This window comes from Micromonospora sp. WMMC273 (assembly GCF_027460285.1).
Lineage (GTDB): Bacteria > Actinomycetota > Actinomycetes > Mycobacteriales > Micromonosporaceae > Micromonospora > Micromonospora aurantiaca.
In genome coordinates, this window is sequence record NZ_JAPZBE010000001.1 from 2,843,830 (window position 1) to 2,870,758 (window position 26,929).

26 protein-coding genes and 1 pseudogene are annotated in these 26,929 nt (G+C 69.7%); 18 read left to right on the forward strand and 9 right to left on the reverse strand.

Going from position 1 to position 26,929, the window contains the following annotated elements:
• The first annotated feature begins 34 nt into the window (after nucleotides 1–34).
• The 7 genes from O7611_RS13225 to O7611_RS13255 all read left to right on the forward strand — a co-directional run bounded on the left by O7611_RS13225 (nucleotide 35) and on the right by O7611_RS13255 (nucleotide 10,647).
• Complete coding sequence (locus O7611_RS13225) at nucleotides 35–2,047, forward strand: type I restriction-modification system subunit M (RefSeq protein ID WP_269696915.1); 2,013 nt, start codon at nucleotides 35–37, stop codon at nucleotides 2,045–2,047.
• 125 nt (nucleotides 2,048–2,172) lie between these two features.
• Nucleotides 2,173–3,276, forward strand: a complete 1,104-nt coding sequence (locus tag O7611_RS13230) for a restriction endonuclease subunit S (RefSeq protein ID WP_269696916.1) — start codon at nucleotides 2,173–2,175, stop codon at nucleotides 3,274–3,276.
• 98 nt (nucleotides 3,277–3,374) lie between these two features.
• A complete protein-coding gene (locus tag O7611_RS13235; RefSeq protein WP_269696917.1) occupies nucleotides 3,375–6,320 on the forward strand; it encodes a type I restriction endonuclease subunit R in 2,946 nt (981 codons plus the stop codon).
• Between the two features lie 29 nt (nucleotides 6,321–6,349).
• Nucleotides 6,350–7,132: a hypothetical protein gene (locus O7611_RS13240; protein ID WP_187694418.1), complete on the forward strand. Its 783-nt coding sequence runs from the start codon at nucleotides 6,350–6,352 to the stop codon at nucleotides 7,130–7,132.
• Between the two features lie 46 nt (nucleotides 7,133–7,178).
• Entirely contained in the window at nucleotides 7,179–8,801 is a 1,623-nt protein-coding gene (locus O7611_RS13245) for a serine/threonine-protein kinase (protein ID WP_269696918.1), read from the forward strand.
• A gap of 5 nt (nucleotides 8,802–8,806) precedes the next feature.
• Nucleotides 8,807–9,958 (forward strand): hypothetical protein, encoded by a 1,152-nt coding sequence (locus O7611_RS13250; RefSeq protein WP_222948845.1) that lies wholly within the window; start codon nucleotides 8,807–8,809, stop codon nucleotides 9,956–9,958.
• A complete protein-coding gene (locus tag O7611_RS13255) occupies nucleotides 9,955–10,647 on the forward strand; it encodes a DUF6308 family protein (protein ID WP_187692930.1) in 693 nt (230 codons plus the stop codon). The genes O7611_RS13250 and O7611_RS13255 overlap by 4 nt, the downstream gene beginning before the upstream one ends.
• Before the next feature lie 24 nt (nucleotides 10,648–10,671).
• Here O7611_RS13255 and O7611_RS13260 read toward each other — a convergent pair whose 3' ends face one another.
• Both O7611_RS13260 and O7611_RS13265 read right to left on the reverse strand, forming a co-directional pair.
• Nucleotides 10,672–10,890 carry a DUF397 domain-containing protein gene (locus tag O7611_RS13260; protein ID WP_269696919.1) on the reverse strand — a complete coding sequence of 73 codons (219 nt, stop codon included), beginning with the start codon at nucleotides 10,888–10,890 and terminating at the stop codon, nucleotides 10,672–10,674.
• Nucleotides 10,883–11,767: a helix-turn-helix domain-containing protein gene (locus O7611_RS13265; RefSeq protein ID WP_269696920.1), complete on the reverse strand. Its 885-nt coding sequence runs from the start codon at nucleotides 11,765–11,767 to the stop codon at nucleotides 10,883–10,885. Before O7611_RS13265 ends, O7611_RS13260 begins: the two co-directional genes overlap by 8 nt.
• Nucleotides 11,768–12,089: 322 nt before the next feature.
• Between O7611_RS13265 and O7611_RS13270 the strand changes: the two genes are divergently transcribed.
• The 5 genes from O7611_RS13270 to O7611_RS13290 all read left to right on the forward strand — a co-directional run bounded on the left by O7611_RS13270 (nucleotide 12,090) and on the right by O7611_RS13290 (nucleotide 17,428).
• Nucleotides 12,090–12,371, forward strand: coding sequence for a DivIVA domain-containing protein (locus O7611_RS13270; RefSeq protein ID WP_187692927.1), 282 nt, complete (start codon nucleotides 12,090–12,092; stop codon nucleotides 12,369–12,371).
• Entirely contained in the window at nucleotides 12,368–12,619 is a 252-nt protein-coding gene (locus tag O7611_RS13275) for a hypothetical protein (protein WP_187692926.1), read from the forward strand. The genes O7611_RS13270 and O7611_RS13275 overlap by 4 nt, the downstream gene beginning before the upstream one ends.
• Nucleotides 12,620–12,756: 137 nt before the next feature.
• A complete protein-coding gene (locus O7611_RS13280) occupies nucleotides 12,757–13,347 on the forward strand; it encodes a DUF7019 family protein (protein WP_187692925.1) in 591 nt (196 codons plus the stop codon).
• Nucleotides 13,348–13,356: 9 nt separating this feature from the next.
• The gene (locus O7611_RS13285) at nucleotides 13,357–16,812 is read left to right on the forward strand and encodes a protein kinase domain-containing protein (RefSeq protein WP_269696921.1); all 3,456 of its coding nucleotides are present in this window, start codon (nucleotides 13,357–13,359) and stop codon (nucleotides 16,810–16,812) included.
• Between the two features lie 4 nt (nucleotides 16,813–16,816).
• Complete coding sequence (locus tag O7611_RS13290) at nucleotides 16,817–17,428, forward strand: hypothetical protein (RefSeq protein WP_194802455.1); 612 nt, start codon at nucleotides 16,817–16,819, stop codon at nucleotides 17,426–17,428.
• A 23-nt stretch (nucleotides 17,429–17,451) separates the two neighbouring features.
• Here the strand turns inward: O7611_RS13290 and O7611_RS13295 are convergent.
• A pseudogene (locus O7611_RS13295) lies at nucleotides 17,452–17,715 on the reverse strand (hypothetical protein); the annotation flags it as partial.
• A gap of 120 nt (nucleotides 17,716–17,835) precedes the next feature.
• Here O7611_RS13295 and O7611_RS13300 point away from each other — a divergent pair.
• The gene (locus tag O7611_RS13300; protein WP_269696922.1) at nucleotides 17,836–18,627 is read left to right on the forward strand and encodes a class I SAM-dependent methyltransferase; all 792 of its coding nucleotides are present in this window, start codon (nucleotides 17,836–17,838) and stop codon (nucleotides 18,625–18,627) included.
• A 22-nt stretch (nucleotides 18,628–18,649) separates the two neighbouring features.
• Here O7611_RS13300 and O7611_RS13305 read toward each other — a convergent pair whose 3' ends face one another.
• The 4 genes from O7611_RS13305 to O7611_RS13320 are packed head-to-tail and all read right to left on the reverse strand — an operon-like array spanning nucleotide 18,650 to nucleotide 20,782.
• A complete protein-coding gene (locus O7611_RS13305) occupies nucleotides 18,650–18,934 on the reverse strand; it encodes a hypothetical protein (RefSeq protein WP_194802457.1) in 285 nt (94 codons plus the stop codon).
• 3 nt (nucleotides 18,935–18,937) lie between these two features.
• Nucleotides 18,938–20,077, reverse strand: coding sequence for a WXG100 family type VII secretion target (locus tag O7611_RS13310; RefSeq protein ID WP_269696923.1), 1,140 nt, complete (start codon nucleotides 20,075–20,077; stop codon nucleotides 18,938–18,940).
• On the reverse strand, nucleotides 20,074–20,394 hold the full coding sequence (locus O7611_RS13315) for a type VII secretion target (protein WP_194802458.1): 321 nt from the start codon (nucleotides 20,392–20,394) through the stop codon (nucleotides 20,074–20,076). Before O7611_RS13315 ends, O7611_RS13310 begins: the two co-directional genes overlap by 4 nt.
• Nucleotides 20,381–20,782: a YbaB/EbfC family nucleoid-associated protein gene (locus O7611_RS13320; protein ID WP_269696924.1), complete on the reverse strand. Its 402-nt coding sequence runs from the start codon at nucleotides 20,780–20,782 to the stop codon at nucleotides 20,381–20,383. Before O7611_RS13320 ends, O7611_RS13315 begins: the two co-directional genes overlap by 14 nt.
• A gap of 164 nt (nucleotides 20,783–20,946) precedes the next feature.
• On the opposite strand from O7611_RS13320, the gene O7611_RS13325 reads away from it, so the two are divergent.
• The 5 genes from O7611_RS13325 to O7611_RS13345 are packed head-to-tail and all read left to right on the forward strand — an operon-like array spanning nucleotide 20,947 to nucleotide 23,540.
• Nucleotides 20,947–21,804, forward strand: a complete 858-nt coding sequence (locus tag O7611_RS13325; protein WP_269696925.1) for a hypothetical protein — start codon at nucleotides 20,947–20,949, stop codon at nucleotides 21,802–21,804.
• A gap of 19 nt (nucleotides 21,805–21,823) precedes the next feature.
• A complete protein-coding gene (locus tag O7611_RS13330) occupies nucleotides 21,824–22,150 on the forward strand; it encodes a hypothetical protein (protein ID WP_091427010.1) in 327 nt (108 codons plus the stop codon).
• A 1-nt stretch (nucleotide 22,151) separates the two neighbouring features.
• Complete coding sequence (locus O7611_RS13335) at nucleotides 22,152–22,646, forward strand: WXG100-like domain-containing protein (RefSeq protein ID WP_120569992.1); 495 nt, start codon at nucleotides 22,152–22,154, stop codon at nucleotides 22,644–22,646.
• Between the two features lie 28 nt (nucleotides 22,647–22,674).
• Nucleotides 22,675–23,124, forward strand: coding sequence for an EndoU domain-containing protein (locus O7611_RS13340; RefSeq protein WP_120569991.1), 450 nt, complete (start codon nucleotides 22,675–22,677; stop codon nucleotides 23,122–23,124).
• Nucleotides 23,125–23,126: 2 nt separating this feature from the next.
• The gene (locus O7611_RS13345) at nucleotides 23,127–23,540 is read left to right on the forward strand and encodes a hypothetical protein (RefSeq protein WP_128136620.1); all 414 of its coding nucleotides are present in this window, start codon (nucleotides 23,127–23,129) and stop codon (nucleotides 23,538–23,540) included.
• Nucleotides 23,541–23,546: 6 nt separating this feature from the next.
• Here O7611_RS13345 and O7611_RS13350 read toward each other — a convergent pair whose 3' ends face one another.
• Nucleotides 23,547–24,914: a pyridoxal phosphate-dependent decarboxylase family protein gene (locus O7611_RS13350; protein WP_269696926.1), complete on the reverse strand. Its 1,368-nt coding sequence runs from the start codon at nucleotides 24,912–24,914 to the stop codon at nucleotides 23,547–23,549.
• 41 nt (nucleotides 24,915–24,955) lie between these two features.
• Entirely contained in the window at nucleotides 24,956–26,923 is a 1,968-nt protein-coding gene (locus O7611_RS13355) for an AfsR/SARP family transcriptional regulator (protein ID WP_269696927.1), read from the reverse strand.
• Nucleotides 26,924–26,929 lie beyond the last annotated feature (6 nt).

Sequence of the window (26,929 nt, forward strand, 5' to 3'; positions counted from 1 at the left end):
GTTGATCGTTTCGGCCGAGTGGGCGACTACAACGATGCAGGACGGCAGTGATACTGCTTGTCTTAAGGCAATCGAAAGGAAACTGGTGAGCACCAAGCACCAAGAGTTGGCCAACTTCATCTGGTCCGTGGCCGACCTGCTCCGCGGCGACTACAAGCAGTCCGAGTACGGACGAGTGATCCTCCCGTTGACAGTGTTGCGACGGCTTGATTGCGTGCTGGAGCCGACGAAGGACGCGGTGCTCGCCCGGCACCAGCAGCTCAAGGACGCCGGCGTGCAGAACATGGACCCGGTGCTGCGGAGGGCAGCCGGGCTGTCGTTCTACAACACGAGCGAGATGTCGTTCCGCAAGCTGCTCGGCGACCAGGACCACGTCGCCCTCAACCTGCGCGCCTACATCGGCGGGTTCTCGCCGGGCGCTGTCGATGTGCTGGACAAGTACGGCTTCGACACCCAGATCAGCCGCCTCGCCGAGGCCGGGCTGCTCTACCAGGTGGTCGCCAAGTTCGCCGACATCAATCTGCACCCCGACGTGGTCTCCAACCACCAGATGGGCTACGTCTTCGAGGAGTTGATCCGCCGCTTCTCGGAAATCAGCAACGAGACCGCCGGTGAGCACTTCACCCCGCGCGAGGTCATCAAGCTGATGGTCAACCTGCTGCTGGCTCCCGACGAAGACGACCTGGTCACTCCCGGCATCGTCCGCAAGATCTACGACCCGGCCTGCGGCACCGGCGGCATGCTCACCGAGGCGCAGGAGCACATCCAGGCCCACAACCCACACGCCACCGTCGAGGTCTACGGTCAGGAGCTCAACGGCGAGACGTACGCGATCTGCCGCTCCGACATGATGCTCAAGGGCGGCGACCCGACGAAGATCGCCTTCGGGAACTCGTTCAACCAGGACGGCCACGAGGGCGAACGCTTCGACTACATGCTCGCCAATCCGCCGTTCGGCGTGGAGTGGAAGAAGGTCGAGAAGTTCGTCAAGGACGAGGCGGCCCGCGGCCACGCCGGCCGGTTCGGCGCCGGGCTGCCCCGGATCAACGACGGCTCGCTGCTCTTCCTCCAGCACATGATCTCGAAGATGAAGCGCCCCGAGGACGGCGGCAGCCGCCTCGCCATCGTCTTCAACGGCTCGCCGCTGTTCACCGGCGCTGCTGGGTCGGGGGAGTCGGAAATCCGCCGCTGGATCCTGGAGAACGACCTCCTGGAGGGCATCGTCGCGCTGCCCGACCAGCTCTTCTACAACACCGGCATCTCCACCTACTTCTGGATTCTCACCAACCGGAAGGACCCGGCTCGCAGCCGGAAGGTCGTGCTACTCGACGGCCGCGACTACTGGACGAAGATGCGCAAGAGCCTCGGCGACAAGCGCAAGATGCTCACCGACGACCACATTGCCGACCTGACCCGGGCGTACGTGAACGCGCTGGCCATCGCGGACGACCCGGAGCACCCGCAGCACGCCAAGGTGAAGGTCTTCAAGACCACCGACTTCGGCTACCAACGAATCACCGTCGAGCGCCCGCTTCGGCTGCGTTTCGAGGTCACGGAGGAGACGGTTGCGCTACTCGCGGAGGCGAAGGCGGTCCTCAAGTACGCCGAGCGGGAGACGCTCCTGGCGACGGCGAAGTCGCTGATCGGTACGTCCTCGGGGACGCGGGCCGAGTTCGCGATGAAGCTGAACGGGCTGGGGAAGCTGCCGGCGGCGGTGGAGAAGGCGGTGTGGGAGGCGTTCTCGGTCAGCGACCCGGAGGGCGAGGTGCAGACGGACCGCAAGGGCAACCCGCTGCCGGACGCGGAGTTACGCGACAGCGAGCATGCGCCGCTGCATGAGGACGTTCGCGATTACCTCAAGAGCGAGGTGCTGCCGCACGTCCCAGACGCGTGGATCGACGAGACCAAGACTAGGGTCGGGTATGAAATCCCTTTTACTCGCCATTTCTATGTCTACCAGCCCCTCCGGCCTCTGTCCGAGATTGACGCCGAGATCTCGTCGATGGATGAAGAAATTCGCGCGCTAGTCAGCGCGGTGAGGGCATGATGGCTGCTGCTAATTGGCCCCGACAACGGGTCGGACGCGTCGCGCGTACTATCGGCGGTTCTGGCTTCCCTCCGGAGTATCAGGGTTCCACCGAGGGCGACTTTCCTTTCGCGAAGGTGTCGGACATGCGGTTCCCTGGAAATGATTCCGGTATAAAATCGGCCGCGAACTATATTTCACGCGCTCAGGCTCGCCGCCTTGGTGCTCGCATCGTACCCCCGGGTTCTGTCGTATTTCCGAAGGTGGGCGCCGCGCTTCTGGGGAATGCGCGAGCCCGAACTCTTCGCGAGTGCTTCATCGACAATAATATGATGGCGATCGTGCCTCATGGGGGCGACTCGCGCTATTGGCTTCACCTTTTCTCGACCATCGATCTGGGGGAGTTATCTCCCGGTGGGCCGCTCCCTTATGTAAGCGAGGCTCAAGTCCGTGAGATCTCGGTCCCGATCCCACCCTTGGAAGAGCAGCGTCGCATCGCCGACTTCCTTGATGATCAGGTAACGCTATTGCGGAGGGCTGAGAGTCTCCTAATCAAGCAAGAGCAACTTGTTGGTGAACGCGAGGCCAGTCTTCTTCAGCAGGAAACCTCCATCTCTGATGCTCCAGCTATCGCCGTCAAGCGTATCGTCAGCCGCTTGACGAGTGGTCCTCGCGGCTGGGGATCTCTGATCGCGGACACAGGTATCCCGTTCATTCGTATTGGCAACATTCCCCGAAGTGGGATCGCACTGCTTCCAGATAACCTGGCCTTCGTTGATGTTCCTGGAGGTGCCGAACGTGAGCGAACGCGGACTCGAGCCGGCGATGTCCTTGTTTCTATCACGGCGGACATTGGATCGGTTGGACTTGTCGAGGAGTGGGCGATTGGTGGAAATGTAAGCCAACATGTTGCCCTGCTTAGGCCGATTGTCGAGCGTTGCCATCCAAGATGGCTCGCCTATTCACTAAAAGCTCCCAGTGCGAAAATGTCTCTGACGATGTCTAGCTACGGTGGTGCTAAGGTCGGTTTGGGATTGACGAATGTCGCGGAGACCGTCATTGCTCTACCCTCGATAGCCGAACAGGATCGGCGGGTCCGGCGTCTCGATGAAGCTATGAAATGGGCGGATAGCCTTCGCTGCGGCCTTAATCGGCAGAGGGCGTTGCTTGTGGAGCGACGGCAGGCGCTGATCAAGGCGACGGTTACCGGGCAGATAGACGTCGCGACAGCGCGGGAGGTGGGGCTGTGAATCCCGTTCATCAGGAGCGCTTGTTCGAGGTAGCCATTCAAGGGGTGCTACGAAGTTCGGGCTGGCTGGATGGAACGGCGAGCAACTACAACGTACAAGTGGGGCTGGACACCGCCGAACTGTCCGCATTCATCGGAGCGACCCAGCCGGACGCGTGGACGAAACTGCTGACCTATCACGGGAACAACCCCGACGAGGCGCAACGTCAGTTCGCCCAGTACCTCGCCAAGCAAATCGACGAGCGTGGCCCCCTCGACGTCCTCCGCCGTGGCGTGAAGGACAAGGGCGTCCTGATCCGGCTCGCCTACTTCAAGCCCGCCCACGCCATCACCGACGACGCGCTCAAGCTCTACCGCGCCAACCGCCTCACCGTCACCCGCCAGCTCGCCTACTCGACAAGCAACAACAACACCCTCGACCTGGTCCTCTTCATCAACGGCATCCCCCTGGCGACCGCCGAGCTGAAGAACCCGCTCACCGGGCAGACCGTCGAGGACGCCAAGGAGCAGTACCGCAAGACGCGCGACCCGAAGGAACTGCTCTTCGCCCGGCGTACCCTCGTGCACTTCGCCGTTGATCCCGACCTGGTCTTCGTTACGACGAAGCTCGTGGGGGAGAAGACCCGGTTCCTGCCGTTCAACACCGGGTCGAACGGGCCCGGCGTGTCCGGTGGGGCAGGTAACCCGCCGGCCACGGACAAGGGTTACCGCAGCTCCTACCTGTGGGAGCAGATCTGGCACCCCGACGTGTTCATGGACCTGGTCCGGCGGTTCCTGCACTACGACAAGGAAACCAAGGCGCTGATCTTCCCGCGCTACCACCAATGGCACGCGGTCACCCAGCTCACCGACCACGCGGCCCGCCACGGGTCGGGTCACAACTACCTGGTCATGCACTCGGCAGGGTCCGGTAAGTCGAACACCATCGCCTGGCTGGCGCACCGGCTGTCCAGCCTGCACACCGCACCCGACATCGCCAAGGACGGGCTGCGTCCCAACGAGCCGGTCTTCGACAAGGTCATCATCATCACGGACCGGGTCGTCCTCGATCGGCAGTTGCAGGACACGGTCTTCCAGTTCGAGCACGTGCCCGGCGTGGTGCAGCGGATCGACAAGGACTCCGCTCAGCTCGCCGCCGCGCTTCAGGGTGAGACGGCCAAGGTCGTCATTACCACGATGCAGAAGTTCCCGTACGTGCTCAACCAGGTGCAGGGGCTCAAGGGCAAGCGGTTCGCGGTCATCGTCGACGAGGCGCACTCGTCGCAGTCCGGCGACTCGGCTGCCGCGCTGAAGAAGGTGCTGCTCAAACTCGGCAGCGACGACGTCGACGAGTCGGGCGACCTGCTCACGGCGTCGGCGCTGGCCCGTGGCCGGCACGAGACGCTGTCGTACTTCGCGTTCACCGCCACCCCGAAGCCGAAGACGCTCGAACTGTTCGGCACGCCGCACCCGGTCACCGGCAACCCACAGCCGTTCCACACGTACTCGATGCGGCAGGCCATCGACGAGGGGTTCATCCTCGACGTGCTGCGCAACTACCTCACCTACAAGTCGTACTGGAAGCTGGCCAACGCCAACCCCGACGACCCGGAGGTCGACCCGAAGAAGGCCGGCGCCCAGCTCGCCCGCTTCGCCAGCCTGCATCCCACCATGCAGGCCCAGAAGGCGGAGATCATCGTCGAGCACTTCCGCAAGCACACCGCGCCGCGCCTCGGCGGACGCGCCAAGGCCCTGGTGGTCACCGGCTCCCGCGAGGCCGCCGTCCGTCTGCACACCGCCATCAAGAAGTACGTCGAGATGCAGGGCTACGTCGGCTGCGACTCCCTCGTGGCGTTCTCCGGCGACCTGGAGGTCGACGGCGTCGAGCACACCGAGGCGCGGATCAACGGTTTCGGTGAGGGTGAGCTTCCCGGCAAGTTCAGCTACACCGCCGCCGACGACAAGCACGCCGGGACGCCGAAGGCCAAGCAGGACACCGAGTACAAGATCCTGGTCGTTGCCGAGAAGTACCAGACCGGCTTCGACCAGCCGCTGCTCACCACCATGTACGTCGACAAGCTGCTCAAGAACGTCGCCGCGGTGCAGACCCTGTCCCGGCTCAACCGCACCCATCCGCTCAAGACGCAGGGTGACGTGTTCGTTCTCGACTTCGTCAACGAGGCCGGCGACATCGCCGAGCAGTTCAAGCCGTACTTCGAAACCGCAGCCACCACGCCCACCGACCCGAACCTGCTCTACACCGCGCAGAACACGGTCACTGGCTACCCGGTCCTCGTCGACTCGGAGATGCAGGCGTACGCCGAGGCGCTGCTGGAAGCGGAGCGGAAGGCAACCACGGAGACGGGGCTCCAGCGGGCCCACGCCGCCCTCTACCGCTTCACCGAGCCGGCCGTCCAGCGCTTCAACGCCCTGGCCGCCGACGACCCGGAGGCCGCGGACGGCTTTCGGTCCGCGCTGCGCGACTACACCCGGATGTACGCGTTCCTCAGCCAGGTGGTGCCCTACCACGACGAGGAACTGGAGCGGCTCTACCTGTACGGGCGTGCGCTGCTCAACCGGCTCCCGCGACGGCAGGACCCGTCCGTCGATATCGGCGAGGTGCAGCTGACCCACCTGCGGGTCAGCAAGACCGGTGAGCACGACGCCTCGCTGTCCCCCGAGGGGGAACAGATGCTGCCTGGCTTCGTCGGCGGTGGCGCCGGCTCGCAACACGACCCGGAGAAGGTCGCGCTCTCGGAACTGATCGACGTGTTCAACGACCGGTTCGGTATCGGCCTGGGCGAGGCGGACAAGGTCTGGGTCGAGCAGCAGATCGTTGCCCTGGCCGAGGACGGCACGCTGGAAGCCGCAGCGCTCGTCAACGACGAGAGCAACTTCGGCGTCGTCTGCGACAAGCGGATCGAGGACGTGATCCTGTCCCGCCACGACGACAACGGCAAGCTGATGCAGCGCTACCTCGACGACGAGAGCCTGCGGTCGCAGCTCAACCAGTTCGCGCGCCGGCAGGCGTACCAGATGATCCGCCGCCGCAAGGGCATCGCCTGACCCTTTGCACCTCGCCGAGAGGAGGACGGTTGTCCCCGTCCGAGCCCACCTTCCACCTCTGGATCGCGGTGGACGAGTCCCGGGTCATGACCGCGCTCACCCCGCTGAAGGTGACCCGCTCGCCACGTCGGCACAAGTGGGGCAGCATCACCGACCTGCGGGCGGTCCCGACCACCCCGGAGCCGTCCAAGCTTCCTGGCGTCGTCGTGCTCTGCACCGTCGCGGTGCTCATCTCCGTCGTGCTGTGCTCCGCGGGCGCGCCACTGCTGGTGATTCTGTTCCTGGTCGCACTCCTGCTGTGCCTCGGGCTCGCCGGTATCACGGCGACGAAGCCGCCACCTCAGATCGAGGCGCCCGACCAGGCGGCCTTTCCTGCCCTGCACCACACCCTGACCGAGGACGAGGACCGGGAAGACTTCCTCGACCTGGTGGAGCTGGCGGAGCGAGCCGGACGGGCGCTGCCCGAGGTGGACCGTGTGATGGACGCCGCGGAGGGCGGGCAGATCCTGGCCCAGGCGCTCTGGGAGGCGAGCGACGTGCTCAGCCGCCGGCAGCAGTTGCGTACTCAGATGGGGCGCCGGCAGCCTAGCCCGGCGGGGGACTCGACGAGCAGCGTGGGCAAGGCGCTGACCGAACAGCGGCAGCGCGTGACAACGCTGTGGGACGAGACGGAGGCGGAACTGACCCGGGTGCGTAACGCGCTCGAACTCGCTGCCGTGGCGGCTGAGAACGCGGCGCACGATCCCGGTGCGGACGACGCGGTCCGGGAGGCTTATCAGGAGTTGCTCGACATCTATGGGGAGCGGTACTAGCCGACGACTCGTTGGTGTCGTCTGACAGGGCTGCCGGGGGAGACGGATGCACGCGCAGGAACGAGTCGCGGATCGATACGAACTGACGTATCCGATCGGTCACGGCGGTATGGGGGAGGTGTGGGCGGGCTTCGACGAGAAGCTTGACCGGCCCGTCGCCATCAAGTTCCTGCGTAAGCTCGCCGTGTCCGAAGCCGACCGTGACACCGCTGTCGACCGGTTCATCCGTGAGGCCCGGGTGACCGCCCGCCTGGACCACCCCGGGGTGCCGAGCGTGCACGACGTCGGCCACCACGGTGACGATCTCTACATCGTCATGCAGCTCGTTCCGGGTGTGCTCCTGTCCGACCTGATCGCCGAGCGTGGTTGGCTCGCCGTTCCGTGGGCGGCCGCCATCGGCACACAGATCTGCTCGGTACTGGCGGTGGCGCATGCGGCCTCACTCGTGCACCGTGACCTGAAGCCGCAGAACGTCATGGTGACCCCCAGCGGCGCCGTCAAGGTCCTCGACTTCGGGGTGGCCGCCCTGCTTGGACCGGACGTGCCACGGCTGACCGCCACTGGTCACACGCTGGGCACGCCCACCTACATGGCTCCCGAGCAGGCGCTCAACAGTGCCGTGGGTCCGCGCACTGACCTCTACGCACTCGGTTGCGTCTTGTTCGAGCTGCTCACCGGCAAGCCGCCGTACCGGGCCGATAACCCACTCGGCATGCTGCACCGGCACCTGAACGACCCCGTCCCGTCGGTACAGGAGCACCGCGCGGGCGTGCCGGACGTCCTGGTGGACCTCCTCGTACGGCTGCTTGCCAAGGACCCGCAGCACCGGCCCGAGTCGGCGGCCGAGGTCTACGAGCTGCTGGCACCGTTCGGAGCGGTCGATGCCGAGAAGGCAGCCGACGCTGCCCCGACCGTGGCGGACGGGCAGCGGGTCGACCCGACAATGCCGTACCGGTATCCGTTCGGGCCGCTGCCGCCCCGCTCCCCGCTGCCGCCGACGCGCGTCGACATCGTCCGTCCACGAGCAGCGGCAGAGATCGTCGAGCCGCCGTCGCTCGACCAGCTCGCCGAGGTGGAGGAGCGCGCCTGGGAGCTCGCCGAGGAAGAGCGGTTCACCCAGGCCGCCGAGCTGCTCGAATCGGTGTTGCGGCCGATCAGCGGCGGGCACGCGGCAAGGCAGCCGCGAATCCTGGAGCTGCGGCTCAACCTGGCCAACCTGTACGTCCTGGCCGGCGCGTTCCGGCAGGCGCTTCCGGAGTTCCAGCGGCTCGTTGTCGACCTCGCCAAGCGTCCCGTGCCGGACGAGGAATTGATCTGGCAGTGTCGGCAGCAGGCGGCGAGCTGCCAGGCGGAGCTGGGCGAGGCGACCGAGGCGTTGAGAGAACTGCGGGCGCTTCTCGCCGAGGAGCAGCAGGTGATGCGGCCGGAGTCGCCGGAACTCTTTCCCCTACGGCAGCAGATCGCCATGCTTATCGCTGGCCTGGGTGACGTTCCCGAGGCGCGGCATCAACTGGAGGGACTGCGGCGTGACATCGGCGCGCTCCACGGGTCAGGGTCTGCGCCGGCAGCTGAGATTCAAGCGCTATTGAACCACCTGCATCGGCTGGGGGAAGAGACGCCCGGATCGACGGGCCGGACTTCGTCCGGGGCAACACAGCGTGAAAGATGAGGAGCATGTTCGAACTGGAAGACGCCGTCAAGCAATGCCTTGACCGGTTGGCGCGCTTCCGGCGCCAACACCAGCGCATCGGTGAGCAGAACACCAAGGCCGGACTCATCGAGCCGATCATCGGAGCCCTGGGCTGGGACCTTTTCGACGTCGACGAGGTCCATCGTGAGTATCGGCGCCGTGGCGCCGACAACCCCGTGGACTACGCTCTCCTGCTGCTGCGCACCCCACGCCTGTTCATCGAGGCCAAAGGGCTCGGAGAGAATCTCGACGATCCGCGATGGGCCAACCAGACCATCAGTTATGCCGCCGTCGCGGGTGTGGAGTGGGTTGCCCTGACGGACGGGGCGGAATGGCGCGTCTACAACGCCCACGCTCCGGTCCCCATCGAGCACAAGCTCTTTCGCGCCGTGCGGTTCGAGGAGGACTTCGAGGGCGCTGTCGAGCTGCTCTCCTTGCTCAGCAAGGAGAACATGCGCGACAACCGCATCGAAGAGTTGTGGAAGGGCTACTTCGTAGACCGGCAGGTACATGCGGAGCTGCGAAAACTGTTCGAGGCAGGAGAGCCTGCACCCGAGATGGTGGCGATGCTCGATCGCCGGCTCGGCCGGCTGACGCGGGATGAGGTGCGATCCAGCCTCGTCAGAGTGCGCGCCAGCTTCGATTTCCCTTCGTCCGCCGCGTCTGCCACCGGCATTGGCACCGGTCCGGCGGTGGTGGCCCGTGGGGCAATGGCGCCAGCAGCCGCACCGGCTGTATTGCCGACCCCGCGGCCTCCTCGATCGCAACCACCTGCGTCCGCGACCCGTCGTACCGCCAAGCGACCGGTTTCGGAGGCGGAGCGCGCAATCAAGCTTGTCGACCTGATCAGGGCTGGCCGACTGCGTCCCGGTACCAAGCTGTATGCGAAATACCTCGGCAAACAGTATGTTGCCGAACTGCTCGCCGATGGCACCATCCGGTACGGCAACCGTACTCATGCGTCCCCCAGCGCCGCCGGCGAGGCGGTGAAGATCGATGTGTACGGACCAGAGATCAGTGCCACACGTAGGGCAACCGACGGGCTGGACTTCTGGTCCGCCGAGGACGCACGAGCCGGTGATGTGGTGGCGCTCAAGGAGATTCGGCGGCGCGTGGCGATCGGAAGTGGGGCATGAGACGTCCACTGTCTCTCGTCGAAGTTCTTGCGGCCTTGGACAGTCCTCGCTCGGTACCCGAGCTTCAAGCGTATTTCGGGCTCGGAGGTGCGACGCCTCGTACCGGAAGCCAGTTCGAGCGGCTCGGTGGCGGTGGGGACCGTCCGGATTCCTGCAACGTCATCACCGCCGACGACCTGATCGCGATCGAGTTGCTCAGCGTGCGGGTGCCCCCTCAGACGGCCCTCGACCTGCTGCAGGGGCGGCTTGGCCGGGAGCTGTCGGCTCACCTGGCTGAGATCCCGACCGGCGTCGACCTGAGCGATGAAGGTGCCCTTGCCTTCGTCGACGATGGAAGCCACGCCGACCGAGCATGGCGTCTTGTCAAAAAGGCCGACGGTATCGGCTGGGTGATTGCAGGAAAGCTGCTGGCGCGAAAGCGCCCGGCGCTGGTGCCCGTTTACGACGAAGTCGTCTCCTGCGCGTTCGGGACCCGCAGGGGGTTCTGGCGCTGGCTGCACGGCCGTCTTCGCGAGGACAGCGGCATGCTCGTTGGGCGCCTCGCGGAACTGCAGGCTCAGGCGAGGTTGCCGCAGGAGGTATCGCGCCTGCGCACCCTCGACGTGGTGTTCTGGATGCGGCACCGAAGCGAGCACACGGCATACCGATGCCCTGGTCTGCGGCCGCAAGATGTCGGCCAGAGCCGGTAGCGCGCTTGTGCCCGAATCTGATGACTACACGCTGACGCTCACCTCAGACGACCTGTCGCTTCTCATCGTGGCCACGAATGCGGCCCAGGCGGCCGGCTCGAAGCTCAATAGCGGGCCGCCGGGGTCTCTGGAATCCCGTACCGCGACCATGCCGGGGAGGTTGGTGGCGACCTCCACACAGTTGCCGCCGTTGTCGCCGCTGCGGGTGCTCTTGCGCCAGGCGGCGCCGGTCAGGTCAGTCATGACGTGTCTCTCCGATGACCCTCTTGATCATGTCTCTCGATTCTGCCTCACTCAACGCCAGCGCATCCAGCCCGGTCCAGGCGTTCTCATAGGCGCGCAACTCGTCTGGCTTGTCCAGGTAGAGCGCTCCGGTGAGGGACTCGCTGTAGACGACAGACGGCTCAGCGGCTCGACCTCCCTTGCTGATGGGAAAGTCGAGGATGACGAACGAGCCGGCGACTGACCCCGGGTGAGGGCCGGCCGCGAAGGGCACGACGCGCAGGGAAACGTTCGGAAGTTCCGAGACTTCGAGCAAACGGGTGAGCTGGCCGGTCATGACCCCTGGTCCATGAACCGTCCTCCGGAGTACCGCCTCGGACAACACTGTGTCCAAGCGTGGGGGCTGCGGCAGCCTGCGGGTTAGGAGACTCTGCCGCTGGAGTCGCACCTCGACCGCGCGCTCGCGTTCTTCAACGCTGAGTCGGCTGCCGGGCTGGTAGAGGCCCAGAGCATAGGCGCGAGTCTGAAGCAAGCCGGGGATCAAGTTGTCGCCGTATTCCCGGAGGTGGGCGGCGGCGGATTCCAGGCCGACGTACAGCTCGAACCAGCTCGGCACCGCGTCCCCGTACGCGTGCCACCACCCCTTCGACTTCGTCTCCGCCGCCAGCCCTCGCATCGCCTCGGTCATCTCCGTAGACACGCCGTACAGCTCGCACATCGCCTTGACGTCCAGCACCCGCACCGGCCCGAGGCCGCACTCGATGCGCCAGATCTTCTGCCGGCTGTATTCCAGCGCCTCGGCGGCGGCGTCGAGGGTCACGCCGGCCTCGTTGCGGAACTGGCGTAGCAGCCGGCCGAGCTGTCGGCGCGGCACGGTCGAACCGATGTCTTCCGCCATCCGGGCACTCCCTGGTTCCATCCGGCAACAACGAGTGACGTAGCTCTGCAACGTCTACTCGTTTCCACGAAATAAGTCAATGCACAAACCAGAAATGCGCCCTTGGAACGTTGCGCGTCCACTGCGCACTGTCACAGGATGACTACCGGCACGACGGCCTGGCGATCTCTACGGCCCGGCCGCTGTGCCTGTCGATCGGTGATCCGTTGAGCAGCCCTGGTGCCGTACCGCTGAACGAAGCTGCGGTGTCAGGGCGGGGTGGGCGCGCCGGCGCGGGACGGGCAGGCGAGCCCACCCCTTCCACGACAAGGAGGACAGTCCGATGAGCAGCCGTAGCGATCGACCGGGGCGGGGTAGCGGGACGACCGCGTACCCCTCACTGCTGCCGTGGCAGGTGCGCGAGCGCCGCTTCCCGCCCGCCCGGTTCGGGCGCCGCGGCCTCGACCCCGACGCGGTGTACGCCTACCTCGGCCGTGTCGCCGGCGACATGGCCTCGCTCCACGCCGAGATCACCAGGCACCGCCAGGAGACCCTGCGGATCAAGGTGGCGCTGCGGCGCTGGCAGTCCGAGCAGGCGCGGCTGGCGAACGGCGAGCGCCGGTGACCGGACGCTGGGTCATTCATCTGCCGGTGACCGCCGCCGACCTGCCCGCCGCGCAGCGCCTGGCCCGCGTCGTCGCCCGGTGGACCGGGATGCTGCCGCAGGCCGACCCGGGGGAGACCACCGTGTCGGCCGAGGACGACCAGAACGTACGCCATCGGGTCTTCTGCGACCTGCTCATGCCCGGCGGCCGGCGGTGCCTGCTCCGCGCCGACCATGACGGCCCCTGCTCCCGCCGCGTCCTTCGCTGACGTGCTCAGCAGGGGAGGTGGTCGCGTCGGTGCGAGGGGCCCGCGCGGACACCGATCGTCGTCGATTGAGGGTCAGCATCGCGAGCGTGCGCCACGTAGGGTGGGCTTCGGACGTCTCCCCGTAACCGGAGTACATCTTGAGCCTCAAGTACTACCTCTATCTGTCGCATCTCAAGATCGGGCTCCTTGCGGCGCAGGTCGTCTCCTCCGCGCAGCACGAGACTGAGCTCGCCGTGGACCTGAAGGTCGTCCGCTACAGCCGCAAGGCGGTGCTGCCCGAGCGCCACGACCTCGACAAGCTGGAGAAGGTGATCCGGCACCTGCAGGACGCCGACCAGATCGGCGCCGCTTACGAGGAACGACCCTACGTCCAGGCCTGCCTGGAGATGCGCTGGCAGGTCTTCCCGACCGTCGGCATCGTGGTCTTCGCGGGGACGCTCGACGACCAGGTCATCGTCCTCGGCGGGTCGGCGTCGCACGTGGTCGGTGGAGGTGACGCCGAACCGGTCGGATCGGTCCCGCCGTACCTGTTCCGCAAGCTCCAGGAACTGCGAGCCGACCCGGGCGAGTTCGACGACGAGCGCTTCCACGAGTCGTTGGCGCAGATCGGGGCCGCGCTCCCGGGGCCGGCGCAACGGGTCGAGTTCGTCGCGAAGCGGCTGGCCGAGAAGCCGGGCCCGAACGGCACGCTGCTGGGCAGCCCGATCTACGTGGCGCTCGTCGACTAGGGCCTCGGCGTGGACGCGGGGCAGGTCATCCGGTGGCGGCCGGGGGAGACCGTCCTCGACACGTTCCGCATCGAGGCGGTCGTCGAGACGGGCGGCACGGGGTTCGTGTACCGCGCCCATCACCTCGCCTGGGGCGTCGACCTGGCGGTGAAGACGCCGCGCCCCGACCTGGCCTCGGCGCCCGGGATCCTCGATCTGCTCGCGCAGGAGGCGCAGGCCTGGACCGATCTCGATCCCCATCCGAACGTGGTCGGCTGCAACTACGTGCAGCGCGTCGGCGCGTACCCGGTGATCTTCGCCGAATGGGTCGCGGGCGGTGACCTGACCGCGGCGGTCCGGGACGGGCGGTGCCGCGACCTCCCGCGGGCCCTCGACGTCGCGATCCAGATGCTGCGCGGCATCGGCCACGCGCACGCGGCAGGTCTGGTGCATCAGGACATCAAGCCCTCAAACGTCATGTATGACGGCGAGACGGCGAGGGTGACCGACTTCGGCACGGCCAAGGCGAAGGCGTCCGTCTCCGCGCCCCCGCAGGGTGGCGACAAGATTTCGTACGCGACGCTCGGCGGCTTCACACCGCAGTACTGCTCGCCGGAACAGGTCGATCCGGAGGGCCGGATCGGCCGGGCCAGCGACATGTGGTCCTGGGCGCTGACGGTGATCGAGCTGCTGCACGGGCGCCGGCTCTGGAAGTGGGGACACGACGGTACGGATGCGCTGACGACGGTGCGCGGTGATCTCCCGGGGCCGCTGCGCGACCTCCTGTCCGGCTGCCTGGTGCGCGACCCCCGGTCGAGGATCGGCGACACCGCCGAGGCGGAGGCCGTCCTGCTGAACGTCTACGCGGACTGCGCATCTGGTCCCTACCCGCGCCCCGACGAGGTGTCGCCGTCTCTCCAGGCCGACGGCCTGTCCAACAAGGCGCTGTCCCTGTGGGACCTCGGCGACCAACGCCGCGCGATCGAGATGTTCGAGCGGGCCAAGGCGATCGACCCGCACAACGTCCGCGCGGTCTACAACCACGGGCTCCTCAAATGGGCCGACGGCCTGCTCACCGACGAGACCCTCCTGTCGGAGCTGCGCGCCACGGGCGACTCCTGGGAGGCGGACTACCTGGCCGCGATGGTGCACATGGAACGCGGTGACGGCGTCCTCGCGGCCCGGCACCTGGCTGAGGCGGACCGCAAGCATCCGGGATCGCCGGAGATCGCGGCCGCGCGGGAGCGCTGTGCCCGACTGGAGCCGAGGGGCACGCTCGAGGTGTTCGGGCAGCTGTCCGGCCGGGTCGTCGCGATGGCCTGCGATCACGACGCGACACACGTGGTGGTGGCCGAGAGGTCAGGGCGGGTGCGGGTCTGGGACGCCTTCGCGGGCCGGGTCGTCGCGGAACTCGCCGCCTCCGGCCCGGCTCCCGTCGACGTCGCGATCGACCACGCCGGAGCGCGGATCCTCGTCTGCTACCAGGACTCCCGCGTCGAGCGGTGGCGGCTCGCCGACGGCACGGCCCACCTCGAAGGCCGGCTGGACGGAGGAACAGCCGTGGCGCTCAGCCCCGAGGGTGGCTTCGCGGCTGTGGGTACGGCCGACGGCCGCGTCCTCGTCTTCCGCACCGGCGCGTGGAAGCCGGTCGCCGAGATCCGGCCCCACGACGGCACTGTCACCCGGGTGATCCTCGGCCCGGACGCCGAGGTGTGCGTCTCCGCCTCACTGGGCCGTCCCGGCTCCGCCGTCGACCACCGGGTGGAGCAGTGGTGGCCCATGCGGGACACGAGGATGCGGGGCCTGCACATACCCACCGACGAGATGGACGGCGACGGCCAGAAGGTCGCCCTGGCGCCGGACGGGTCGACCGTCCTGAGGATCGGCTACCAGTCCCTGACAGTGGTGGACATGCGGGTCTGGGACGAACCGCGACGGTGGGAGATCCCCTGGCTGACCGGATACCGCATGCTCGGCATCTCCGGCCGGGCCGGCTGGGCTCTGCTCGACCCCGGGACCGGAGACCTTCAGGTCCTCGAACTCGCCATCCGCCGATGCGTCCGCACCTTCCCGAAGGACTGGGCGCGGGGTTCACGCCGCGACGCGACGGCGTTCAGCGGGGACTGCGGCTACGCCGTCATCGCCGAATCGCACGGCTACAGTGGCCAGACCTCGCTCTCCCGACTTCCCATGCCACTCAGCGGACACCTTGCTCCCTGGTCGTACGCGCCGCCCCGCCCGGTCGGTGCCCTCGCGCGCGACGAGCGGGCGTTCGACCAGGTCATGGAACGCGTCGAGGCGATGATCGCGGCCGGAGAGGAACGGCGCGCAGCAGACGCGATCCGCGAGGCGCGTGCCGTTCCCGGCCACGAACGTCACCCGCGGCTACGCCGGGCCTCCAGGGCCCTGGGCCGGAGCCTGCGGCGCACCGGACTGACCGGCATCTGGCTGGAGCAGGAGCTGTCCGATGTCATGCTCACCCGTGGCACCTTCGACATCGGCGCCTCCGGCCGGTTGTTCGCCTTCGCCGCCAACGTCGACGAGGTCGAGATCTTCGACCTGGAGACGCTGGAGAAGGCAGGCGGGGTCACCGAGCGGCGGAACCCGGCCGTCAGCCTGTCCTTCGCCAGGGGCGGCCGGGACGTGATCATCGGCTACTCGGACGGATCGGTCGCCTGCCACGACACCAGGACGTTCCAGCCCCGGTTCAAGGTGGCCGGCGCCCTGCCTCGCGACGACGGGAACACCACGCTCGACATCTCGGGCGACCTGTTGGCGGTCGGCTTCGGCCACGGGTTGGCGACGGTGTGGTCGCTGGAGGCGGCCGCCTGCGTCGCGACGGTCCGCACCGGACCCGGCACGATCGTCGGCGTCACGGCCGACGAGGCGTCCCGCTCGATCGCCGTGCAGCTGCGAACCCAGGACGCGGCCGCCGTGGAGGTCCGGTCGATGAATACCGGAAAGCCGGTGAAGACCTTTGCGGACGTCGACCCGCACACGGAGATCCGGTTCGCCTCCGGGATGCTGCTGCTGGCCGAGATGACCCGCCTGGCCGCGTGGCGACCGGGTGACAGGCGCCCGTCGTACCGGCTCGACCGGGTCAAGCACAGCTCGTCGGCAACGTTGGCCTTCACGGACTCCCGTCGGCTCGCCGTCATCGCCGGGCTGACCGGCTTCGTCGTGTGGGACGCCGCGAGCGGAGAGCTGGTGTTCGACGGGAGGGCTCTCGACGGCCCGGCCGGAAGCCTCACCGGGGTCGAGGAGGTGGTGGTCTCGCCCGACGGGAGGTTCGCGGTGGCCGGAGACCCGGGAGAGCAGACCGTCGACGTCTGGGACCTGCGCGCCGGACGCCGGATCCGCTCCCTGCACGGTCACCACGTCCGGGTCAACGCGATACGCGCCGACGACGCGTTCGGCACCGTCGTCACCGGCGACCACCAGGGCAATGTCCGCATCTGGGGCCTCGATTGGGACTACGGAGAGTGATCCGATGACCGGACGCCGCCAGCGCGATGAACTGCGAGCCGCGTTCCTGGCCAACCGGGAGCGCGTCAGAAGCTGGCTCGATGCCTGGGAGATTCCCGAAGTGGTGTGGACCGACGAGTTCAACGAGATCCCTCTGCCCTGGATCGTGCGGGAGCGGGAAAGGGAGAGCTGGCTCAAGCGCCACGCACCCTTCCTGGACGCGTACGACTGGTTGTTCGTCGGACGGCCGCTGACCCCGGGGGTCCGCGAGGTGCGGGCACTGTGGCGCTTCGGGCCGGCACACCGGTTCGCGGAACTCGATCTGACGATCACCAGCGTCTGCGACCCCGAGTACCTGGCGGAGAAGCTGACCCTGGCGGTTCACCACGCCGGCTTGACGGGCTGGCGTGACGCGGACGCGCAGCCGCTCTATCAATGGCTCGTCGAGGGTGTGCACACGATGCCCCTCGGCAACGGTGTGCGGGGCAGCAACCGTTCGGGGTTCGTCCTGTTGCGGTTCACCCGCCTTCCGACCTCCGACGGCGACGTGATCGTGCGTCTGACCGCCGCGGAGACCGATCGCGCCCTGGACGGCTCACCTCTCGACGACGACGGTGTGTCGCTTCCTGGCGGCTAGACCAGCGGCACTGTGCGACACGGCCGCGGCACCTCCAGCTCACGCGGCGTCAGCCCCACGTCCGTCAGCGTGCCCTCGGCCGGGCGGCATACCGGCCGACGACCTGCCGCGTCGCCTCCGGTGCGAGCGGCGCGGCGCCGGAGGCGACGGTGCGGATGCCGGCCAGCAGGCGGGCCGCCGCAGTCGCCCACCGCGGCCATGTCCGGCTGCGCGCCGATGACGGTGGCGAATCCGGTACGGATCAGGGCCTGGTCGTCGCAGACCAGCACCCGGATCGGCGCGGTCACGGCGCGCTCCCGGGTGAGGATGCGCGCCCGGACGACGAAGCCGTCGCCGGCCCGGCGGTTGGGGCGTGCCTTGAGCAGAACTGCTGGCCTCGGGACGGTCGCGGCGGGCAGGCTGCCGGCATGGCGACGGGCTTCGGCGGTGAGGTGGCGACCTACTACGCACGGCATCGGCGCGGCTATCCGCCCGAGGTGCTCGACGCCCTGGCGGCAGCCTTCCGTCTCGGCGCCGATGACACGGTGGTCGACCTCGGTTGCGGCACGGGCCAGCTGACCATCCCGCTCGCCGATCGGGTGGGCGCGGTCATCGGCATGGACCCCGAACCGGACATGCTGGCGATCGCCCGGCGTACCGCAGTGGACCGGGGGACCGCCAACGCCACGTGGGTGCTCGGCGGCGACAGTGATGTGCCCGCGTTGTCCCGGCTGCTCAGCGGGGGGAGTGTCGGTGCGCTGACCGTCGCCGTCGCCATTCACTTCATGGACCGCGACACCCTGTCCGAGGCGGCCCGGCCGTTGCTGCGCCCCGGAGGCGGCATCGCCGTCGTCACAAACGGCGAACCCCTGTGGACGCAGGACACCGAATGGTCACGCGCGCTGCGGGGATGCCTGGAACGGATGCTCGGCCACCCCGTAATGGGGAGATGCCAGACCGACGAGGCCGGGCGCCGGCGCAACCGGGAGGCGCTCGTGCGTGCCGGTTACCGGTACGAGGAGACGTCGGTGCGGTACGACGCCCCGCTGACGGTCGACGACATGGTGGGCGGCGTCTTCTCCGCCATGTCCGCGGAACACCTGCCGTCCTCGTGGCAGCGCGCGGCGTTCGCCGCCGACGTACGCGATGCCCTCGGCGGGGTGGAGGTGGTGACCGAGCGGGTCACCGTCCGGTTGCAGTGCGGGATCCTCGGCTCATAGCCGATCACCGGACGGGGTTCAGCTACGTCACCAGGCGGTAGTTGGGAATGCCCTTGGTGCGTTCCTCGATCGGTGCGGCAGTGGACAGGGCGGTCACTCCGGCGGGAACCGGAGCCCGAGAGACGTGGATGCCCTCCAGGCAGGTGTCGCACCAGAACGAGACGTAGCCGTACCCGGCGCCGGGCGGCGTGGTGAACACCATGCGTAGGGTCCGGTGACCGCAGTTCGGGCACTGGTGGTCGGACTCGGCCGGCAGGGTGCGGTAGACGACTTCGTACGCGTCGAGCCACTCGTCGAATGAAGCCACCAGCTACTCCTCCGGTCTGACCGGGTGGTTCTCCCACCACTGGTCCTCGTGAGCATAGGCACGATCCTCGAATGCGATCGCCTCGTCACGGTTTCGGGGGTACGGGCGCCCTGCGCGGAGTTCCTCCACGTGGAACCGCTCATGCGCGAGCGTACGGGCGAGGTCCTCCTCGCTGTGGAAAGCGTTCCGGCAGAGCATGACCGACTGGTCAGCCCTGGTCACGCCGTGAATTGCCGACCGTCCCTTGTCGATCACGAACCGGATGTCGGAGGTCTCGATGCCGTACTTCGCGGCGATCTGCTGCACCGACTCCAGGGTCATCGGCATGCGGGGTCCGCGTCCTCTGCCGCGCACCCGGTTCAGGTTTCCCGCTTCGGGCTCAGCCGCTCGCAAGCGGCTCAGCGCCTCGCGGAGCTTGCCGATCAGGTCGCCGAGGCGCCGCATCTCCGGTATCAGGCGCCGCAGACTCGCCAGCAACCCCCGCAGCAACCGCCCGATCCGCGCCGCCCACGACGCCACGGTCGTCGTCACCTGCTCCACCACCAGCGGCGTCGCCAGCCCAGCCGTGGCGACCAGTTCGGCCGCGTACACGATCAGGCGGGACACGCACGCGGCGATCGCGTCGCGGACCAGCAGCCGCACGGCCGCGACAAGGCCGGCGGCGCCCTCGGTGATCGCTGCCATCGCCTCGGCGCCCTGCGCCAGCCCGGTGACGGCCTGCTGCTGCTCGGCCGCCCAGCGGCGGTAGCCGGTGGCGGCGGCGCCCGTCCACCCGGGGACCTCGGTGCGGACGGCATGGGCCAGCTCGGCGGCGTCCTCGCGCAGCGACGCGGCGACGTTGCGCCAGGTCTGCGCGTGCGCGGTGATCTCGGCGGGGTCGCCGGCCAGCCAGTCGAGGGCCTCGCTGAGCGGCTTGACGTGCTCGATGAGCCAGGCGATACCGTACTGGAGGAGGGCCCCGGCCGGGTCGGACACGAGGGCGAGCGCGTCGAGGCCGGCGCTGACCACGCCGAGGCTGCCGTCGATCCAGCTGCCGGTGCGGACGCCCTGAGCGATGAGTTCGATGTCCTCGCAGATCCACACGCCCGCCCAGGGACTCGGGCCGGTGTCTGAGGTGGCGGCGACCAGCGGGTTCGTGGTCACCGACGCTGTCGTACCCGGTCGAGCAGGTCCGCGGCGTGCGCGTCGGAGGCGCGGTAGCGCTCGGCGCTCGACCGCAGCTTCCCGGCGGTGTCCCGGACCGAGGTGGCGGCGGTGCCGATGCCGTCGGTGAGCGTCCGCTGGAGACCGTCGAGCAGGGCCGGCATGATCGCGCAGAGCTGCCCGTACGCGTCGGCGCTCAGCCGGACGTGCTGGCCGGCCTGCCGCGCGGTGTCGATGCTGTCGGCGCAGCGGCCGAGGTGGGCGGCGTGTGCGGTCAGGTCGTCCGGGTCGACCTGGAGGCCGTCACCGGGCGGCATCCGGCGCGTCCGGGTCGGGGCCGAGCCGCCGCTGGTGGGACTCGACGATCGCGCGTGCGGCCGGGTCGTCCGCGCCGAGCGTCTCGGTGGTGGCCTCGGTGAGCTGTCGCAGCAGGTCGGCGCGGGCGTCCCGGGTGACCGCCAGGATCTGCCGGGCGGTGTGTGCGGCGGAGTGCTGCCGGACGCGTTCGTCGAGCCGCAGGCCGGTGAGCAGCCCGGACGCGTCGACGATGACCTCGACCAGCCCGTCGGCGCTGCGGGCGGTGCCGGTCAGCGCCTGCGCGCGGGCGGACAGGTCCCGGGCGCGCGCCGCCCGGGCGGCCAGCGACGACTCCCACTCGTCGAGCCGTCGTGCCGCCGCGTCCAGCGCGGCCTCGTCCGCCCACATGGCCACCCTCCCCAGAGGACAACGGTGCCCGACACGGTAGCAACCGGTAGCGCTTCGTGTGGGCCCCGTGACGACACGGTGATGAGTGCGCTCCCCTGTGGAGGGACATCTCCGCGTGCCGGGCGTTGCTAGGGTCTGGTTGACCGTGACGGGGAGGCAACGGGATGACACAGGACGCCGCGGCCGACGACTACGCGCTGCGCGTCTCCGGCTACCGCGAGGAGCTGGCGGCCCTGCGCGCCGGCGCGCACCCCGCTGGCGGCGTGACCACCGACGGCCACACCGCCGGCGGGGTGACCGCCGAGGCGCACGGCCGGGCCGCCGACGGCCAGGTCGAGGTGACGGCGGAGGACGGGAGGCTGCGCTCCGTCGAGTTGGCCGCGCCGTTGATGCGGTTGTCCGAGGACGAGCTGGGCCGCCTGGTCGAGCAGGCGGTGAACGACGCGCTGACCGCGTCCCGGGGCAGCCTGGCGAGCAGTGAACCGGTGGCCGACCTGTCCGCGCTGACCGGAAGCCTCGGTGCCGTCCTCGCCGAGAGCGAGGCGGCGATGCGCCGGCTCCACGGCGCGATCGCCGACGCCGTCGCCACGGCCGGTCCGGCGACCGGGCTCGGCGGGGACGTCCCGGCGAACGGCCCGGCGGATCTCCTGCACCAGGTCATGGACGTGCTGGGCACCGCAACAGGCGGCACGCCGTCCGAGGACGGCGGGGACGAGCGGTGGAGCGGATCCGATGACGCCGGGACCGTGCGCGCGGAGGTCGACGGCTCGGCCCGGCTGACCCGGCTGGAGGTCACCCGCCCGCCCCGCCGGCTGTCCTCGGCGGAGCTCGGCGAGTCGATGGTGGTCGCGGTCAACCGCGCGCTGGAGCAGATCCCCCCGGCGGCGGCACCGCAGGGGCTCGGCTCGGCCGCGCTCGACGCGCGGCTGCGCGAGCTGCAGGAGGCCAGTGTCCGCCAGATGTCCGCGCTCACCGGCGCGCTGACCGGCGTGATGCAGACCATCCGGGACCCGGGACGATGACCGACGGAGGGGAGCGCTGATGGCCCGCGAGATCGAGATCGATCCCGAGTCGATCATCGGGGCGGGTGACGACATCGTCGCCTCGGCGCAGCGTATGCGTGCCGCACTGTCCGCGTTCGACGCCGAGCTGGCGGCCTTCGGCACGCCGTGGGGCAACGACGACCTCGGCTCGCTCATCGGGATGGTGTACGAGACGATCCGCGACCTGGCGCTGGAGAGCTACGACGCGAACCTCGTCGAGATCGAGGACATCGGCAAGCTGAGCCGGGTGATGGGCCTCAACTACCAGGAGACCGAACGCATGATCACTGAGAGCCTCGGCCGCTTCCGTGAGGTGCTCGGCTGACATGGGAATGACCCTGCCCGGAGAACTGGTGTCCCTGCTCGGCATGCTCGGCTACACCTGGCCGGAGGCCGACGAGACGAAGCTGCTGGAGATGGGCCAGGCGTGGCTCGCCTTCCCGGACCGGCTCCGTGCTCCGGTGGCCGACGCCGACCGGTCGGCGCAGCAGATGTGGACCCAGAACCGCGACGACGCCATCGAACGCTTCCAGACGAGCTGGCAGGCGGCCGACTCGGCGAAGACCAACCTGGACGACGGGGCCTCCGCGGCGGCGCTCATCGGGACCGGGCTCATGGTGTGCGCCGGGATCGTCCTGGCGTTGAAGATCAACGTGATCGTGCAGCTGACGCTCCTGGCCATCCAGATCGCGCAGGCGGTCGCCACGGCGGTGGTCACCTTCGGTGCCTCACTGCTGGAGATCCCGATCTTCAAGCTCATCACCGGTGTCCTCATCGACCAGTTGCTGAACATGGCGACCGAAGCGGTGCTCGGTGGGTAGGCGGGGAAAGGCAGGTCTCTTCACGCCGGTGGAGAAGTGGCTCCGGGCCCGGATGCGGCACCGCCGCTACGCGCACATCTTCCGCGGTCACGTGAACACCAACGCCAATCCGCCCCGGGGTACCGGCTTCCACCACCGGTTCATGGGGGAGAACCCGCCGGGGGCCCGGGTCCGCGTCGACGCGGACGGCCGCGAGATGATCCTCGAACGGCACGCCGACGGCACGTACCGCGCCCGCGTCGACGTGCAGGACGACGGCGGCGTCTGGCGTCAGAAGCGCGGTTCGAGCACCTTCTTCCCGGACAACTGGACGCCGCAGCGGGTCGACGAGACGATCGAGGGCGCGTTCCGGTCCGGCGGCCCGCACCCGGACGACCCGAACAAGTGGCAGGGGAGGGCCAACGGGCTGCTCGTCGAGGGCTTCTACAATCCCGGTGGCACGACGTGGTACTCGGCTTGGCCGGTGGGGGGACGCTAGCTGTGGGTGACATCCAGTTCGGGCGCAATCAGAACGGCGCGCCCACCATGACCAGCGGCGACGCGCGTTTCCGCCCGTTCGCCTCCCAGCTCGTCAGCGACATCCAGACCTACGCCCCGGACTGCCTCGAGCTGCTGCAGTGCATCGACGACGTGATGTCCGGGCGCTCGGACTACGAGGAGTACGAGGGCAACTCCGCGGTGGTGCGCTGCACGCCGACCGGCGTCAGCGTGGACAGCCTCGGCCCGGTGCCGTCGGGAGCGTCGTACACGGTCGACGAGGCCCGCACGGTGATCCTCGCCTACTTCGACTTCCTCGCCCCCTCGCCGGAGGAGAAGAAGCGCCACCTCGCCACCTGGGAGCGGGAGCACGGCGGCCCGTTCCCCGGGCGGCACCTGCTGCGTCTGCCCGGCTGACGCCGCTCAGCGGGCCAGCCGGGCGATCGCCGCCACGGAACGGTCCACGTCGGCCTCAGTGGTGGTCGCGTTCGACACCGAGATCCGCATCAGCCGCCGCCCCCGCCACGTCGTCCCACCGGCCCAGGACGTCCCGTCGGCCTGCACCGCCGCCACCACCCGGTCGGTGCGCGCGTCGTCGCCGAACCCGACCAGCACCTGGTTGAGCACCACGTCGTTCACCACCTCGAACCCGGCCGCGCTCAGCCCGTCGGCGAACCGCCGGGCCAGCGCGCAACACCGCTCGACCAGCGCGGCGACGCCGTCGCGGCCCAGCTCCCGCAGGCCCGCCCAGACCGCGAAACCACGGGCGCGGCGCGAGGACTCCGCGGTCAGCTCCGCGCCTACGGGCACACCACCGGAACCCACGAGGTACGCGGCCGCGAGCGACATGGCCGCCGCGTGCGCGTCGGGCCGGGCGCAGAACGCGAACGCGGTGTCGTACGGCAGGTTCAGCCACTTGTGGCCGTCGCACGCCCACGAGTCGGCCGCCTCCAGCCCGTCCACCAGGTGCCGGGTCGACGGGCTGACGGCCGCCCACAGCCCGAACGCGCCGTCCACGTGCGCCCAGCCGCCGTACCGGTGGACCAGGTCACAGGCGCGGCGCAGGTCGTCGCACGCGCCGGTGTTCACGTTGCCCGCCTGCAGGCAGACGATCGTCGGTCCGGGACCGGCGTCGCGCAGCGCCGCCGCCAGCGCGTGCGGGTCGATGGCGCCCTGCGGGCCGGTCGGTACCGGGCGCAGCGCGTCGGTGCCGAGGCCGAGCAGCCGCAGCGACCTGTCGACGGTGGCGTGCCGTTCGGCGCCGGCGAACACGCGCACCGCCGGTGCGCCGGACAGGCCGCGTCGTTCCACGTCCCAGCCGGCGTCGGCGAGGACCTGGTGGCGGGCGGCGGCGAGCCCGGCGGTGTTGGCGGCCTGCCCGCCGGTGACGAACCCGACGGACGCGGTCGCCGGGATGCCGAGCAGTTCCTTGAGCCAGGTACCGGCGGCCGACTCGGCGGCCACCGCGGCGGGCGAGGTGACGGCGTTGAACGCGTTCTGGTCCCACCCGGCGGCCAGCATGTCCGCGGCGGTGGCGGCGGGCAAGGCGCCGCCGATGACGAAGCCGAAGTAGCGCGGCCCGGCGGTGGCAACGAGTCCCGGTTCGGCGGCGGCCACCAGCTCCGCGAGGACCTGCTCGGGCGGGGTGGGAGCATCAGGCAGCGGGCCGGCGAACGCCTCGTTCAGCGCGGCCTGGTCCACGGGTACGCCGACCGGCCGGTCCGGCAGGGACAGCCGGTAGTCGGCCGCGTGGTCGGCGGCGCGCCGGAACAGGTGCCTCAGCTCGTCCATCGCCGCACCCTAGCCGAGGGCGCGGGCCATCCGAGCCGCCCTCATGAACGGTAGCGGCCGCCGGTCACCGCGAGTGCGGCGTCGAGCCGGTCCAGATGCAGGGCCACCGGCCCGACGGTGAGCAGGCCACTGCCCGCCCCGGCCAGCTCGCCCGCCGCCGGGGCGAGCGCGGCCCGGGCCCGCAGCATCGCGTCCCGGTCCTCGAGCGCCACGGCGGCCCGGCCGGTCAGGCACCACAGCGCCTCCATGAGCAGGTCACGCGGCGGCGCCGGGGCGCGACGCAACGCCCTTGCGGCCTCGTCGCGCCGCCCGTCGGCGAGCAGGAGCAGCGGGCGGGCCCAGGGCGCGTACGGGCCCCAGTCGGTGTCGGCGGGGAAGACGGCCGGCCGGTCGTGCCACGCCCGCAGGCAGAGCAGCGCCAGCGACGCCAGCCCGCGTTCCACGCCGGGCATCCCGCAGCCGGCCAGCCGGGTCGCCCACGACCGGTACGCGGCCTTCGCCTCCGGGTACGCGGCGCCGGTGGCGGCGGTCCGCATCGCGCGGTAGCCGCCGGTGAACACGCCGACGAGCGGGCTCTCGTGCCGGGCGGCGAGCCGGTCCGCCGCGTCGGCGTGCGCGTCGGCGGCGGTGAAGTCGGCGAGAGCGCTCCGCGCCTGCACCCGGATCAGGTGCCCGAGGATCTCGGCTGTGGCCAGGCCGTGCCGGGCGGCGAGCGCTACCAGTTCCACCCCGATCGCGTCCCGCTCGGCGGCCAGCCCGGTCCGGTGGAACGTCTGCATGTACACGCCGTTGAGCGCTTGGGCCAGCAGCGCCGGATCGGCCACCCGCCGGGCGATCGCCTCCGCGTCCCGCGCCGCCTCGGCGGGTCGCGGCGACGCCGTACCGCGGGACTCGATCGCGACGGTGGCCAGCAGCCGGGCGTGCGTCGCCTCCGGCGTATCGGGGCCCAGCCCGGCCAGGGCCCGCTGCGCCGCCGCGACGACCCGGGCCGCCTGCGCCGGGTCGTCCGAGCGGGTCCAGATCGCCGGTACGTCGTACCCGCCGATCACCCGCGCGGTGAACTCCGGGTCGCCCAGTTGCTCGGCCGCGGTGATGGCCGCCTCACGCTGGTCCCGGGCGGCCTCCAGTCCACCCGGCCCGGTCACCGCGAGGCTGCGCAGCAGCCCGACAGTCGACTCCAGCCGAGCCCGGGCGCCGGGGACCACACTGCGCTCGTACGCCGCTGCGGTCTCCGCCCAGACCCGCGCCGGACCGGTCGGCTCGGGTTCGGCCTGGCGCAGCAGGTCGGTCTCCAGCCGCCGCAGCCGCGGTCCCGGGTCCAGGCCGAGCTGGTCGCGCAGCAGCTCCCGGGCCCGGCGCAGCACGGCGAGCGCGTCGGCCTGCCGTCCGGCCCGGTAGAGCGCCGACGCCAGCAGCGCCCACCCGTCCTCCCGCCACGGGTACGCGGCGACGTGCGCGTCGAGGTCGGGTACGGCGTCGGCGGCCCGGTCCAGCGCCAGCAGCGCCTCGGCCCGCCGCTCCACGGCGGTCAGCCGGATCTGGTCGAGCCGGGACCGTTCGGCGTGCACCCACGGCTGGTCGAAGTCGGCGTACGCGGGTCCGCGCCACCAGCCCAGCGCCTCGTCGAGCCGGTCGAGCGCGGCCCGGGGCAGCGCCTCGGCAGTCGCGGTGACGGTGTCCTCGAACCGCCAGGCGTCGACGGTGCCCGGGTCGGCGCGCAGCGCGTACCCCGGTCCGTCGGTGACCAGCAGCCGGGCCGGCTCGCGCGGCGGACGGTGCGGTTCCAGGCGGCGGCGCAGCGCCGCGACGAACGTGCGGACCGCGCCCACCGCGCCGGCCGGTGGGTCGTCCCACAGGTCGTCGACGATCTGCCCGACCGGCACGGTCCGGCCCCGGGCGGCGACCAGCCGCGCCAGCACGGCCCGGTGCCGGGGCCCCTTCAGGTCGACCGGCACACCCGCGTCGTCCCAGGCCGTCACCGGACCCAGCACACCGAAACCGACAGGCACCGACCC

Excerpts from the sequence above, each read along its gene's own strand:
- O7611_RS13225 (WP_269696915.1), top strand. The coding sequence starts at position 35 with ATGCAGGACGGCAGTGATACTGCTTGTCTTAAGGCAATCGAAAGGAAA.
- O7611_RS13230 (WP_269696916.1), top strand. The coding sequence starts at position 2,173 with ATGCGGTTCCCTGGAAATGATTCCGGTATAAAATCGGCCGCGAACTAT.
- O7611_RS13245 (WP_269696918.1), top strand. The coding sequence starts at position 7,179 with ATGCACGCGCAGGAACGAGTCGCGGATCGATACGAACTGACGTATCCG.
- O7611_RS13250 (WP_222948845.1), top strand. The coding sequence starts at position 8,807 with ATGTTCGAACTGGAAGACGCCGTCAAGCAATGCCTTGACCGGTTGGCG.
- O7611_RS13255 (WP_187692930.1), top strand. The coding sequence starts at position 9,955 with ATGAGACGTCCACTGTCTCTCGTCGAAGTTCTTGCGGCCTTGGACAGT.
- O7611_RS13260 (WP_269696919.1), bottom strand. The coding sequence starts at position 10,890 with ATGACTGACCTGACCGGCGCCGCCTGGCGCAAGAGCACCCGCAGCGGC.
- O7611_RS13265 (WP_269696920.1), bottom strand. The coding sequence starts at position 11,767 with ATGGCGGAAGACATCGGTTCGACCGTGCCGCGCCGACAGCTCGGCCGG.
- O7611_RS13270 (WP_187692927.1), top strand. The coding sequence starts at position 12,090 with ATGAGCAGCCGTAGCGATCGACCGGGGCGGGGTAGCGGGACGACCGCG.
- O7611_RS13290 (WP_194802455.1), top strand. The coding sequence starts at position 16,817 with ATGACCGGACGCCGCCAGCGCGATGAACTGCGAGCCGCGTTCCTGGCC.
- O7611_RS13300 (WP_269696922.1), top strand. The coding sequence starts at position 17,836 with ATGGCGACGGGCTTCGGCGGTGAGGTGGCGACCTACTACGCACGGCAT.
- O7611_RS13315 (WP_194802458.1), bottom strand. The coding sequence starts at position 20,394 with ATGCCGCCCGGTGACGGCCTCCAGGTCGACCCGGACGACCTGACCGCA.
- O7611_RS13320 (WP_269696924.1), bottom strand. The coding sequence starts at position 20,782 with ATGTGGGCGGACGAGGCCGCGCTGGACGCGGCGGCACGACGGCTCGAC.
- O7611_RS13325 (WP_269696925.1), top strand. The coding sequence starts at position 20,947 with ATGACACAGGACGCCGCGGCCGACGACTACGCGCTGCGCGTCTCCGGC.
- O7611_RS13330 (WP_091427010.1), top strand. The coding sequence starts at position 21,824 with ATGGCCCGCGAGATCGAGATCGATCCCGAGTCGATCATCGGGGCGGGT.
- O7611_RS13335 (WP_120569992.1), top strand. The coding sequence starts at position 22,152 with ATGGGAATGACCCTGCCCGGAGAACTGGTGTCCCTGCTCGGCATGCTC.
- O7611_RS13350 (WP_269696926.1), bottom strand. The coding sequence starts at position 24,914 with ATGGACGAGCTGAGGCACCTGTTCCGGCGCGCCGCCGACCACGCGGCC.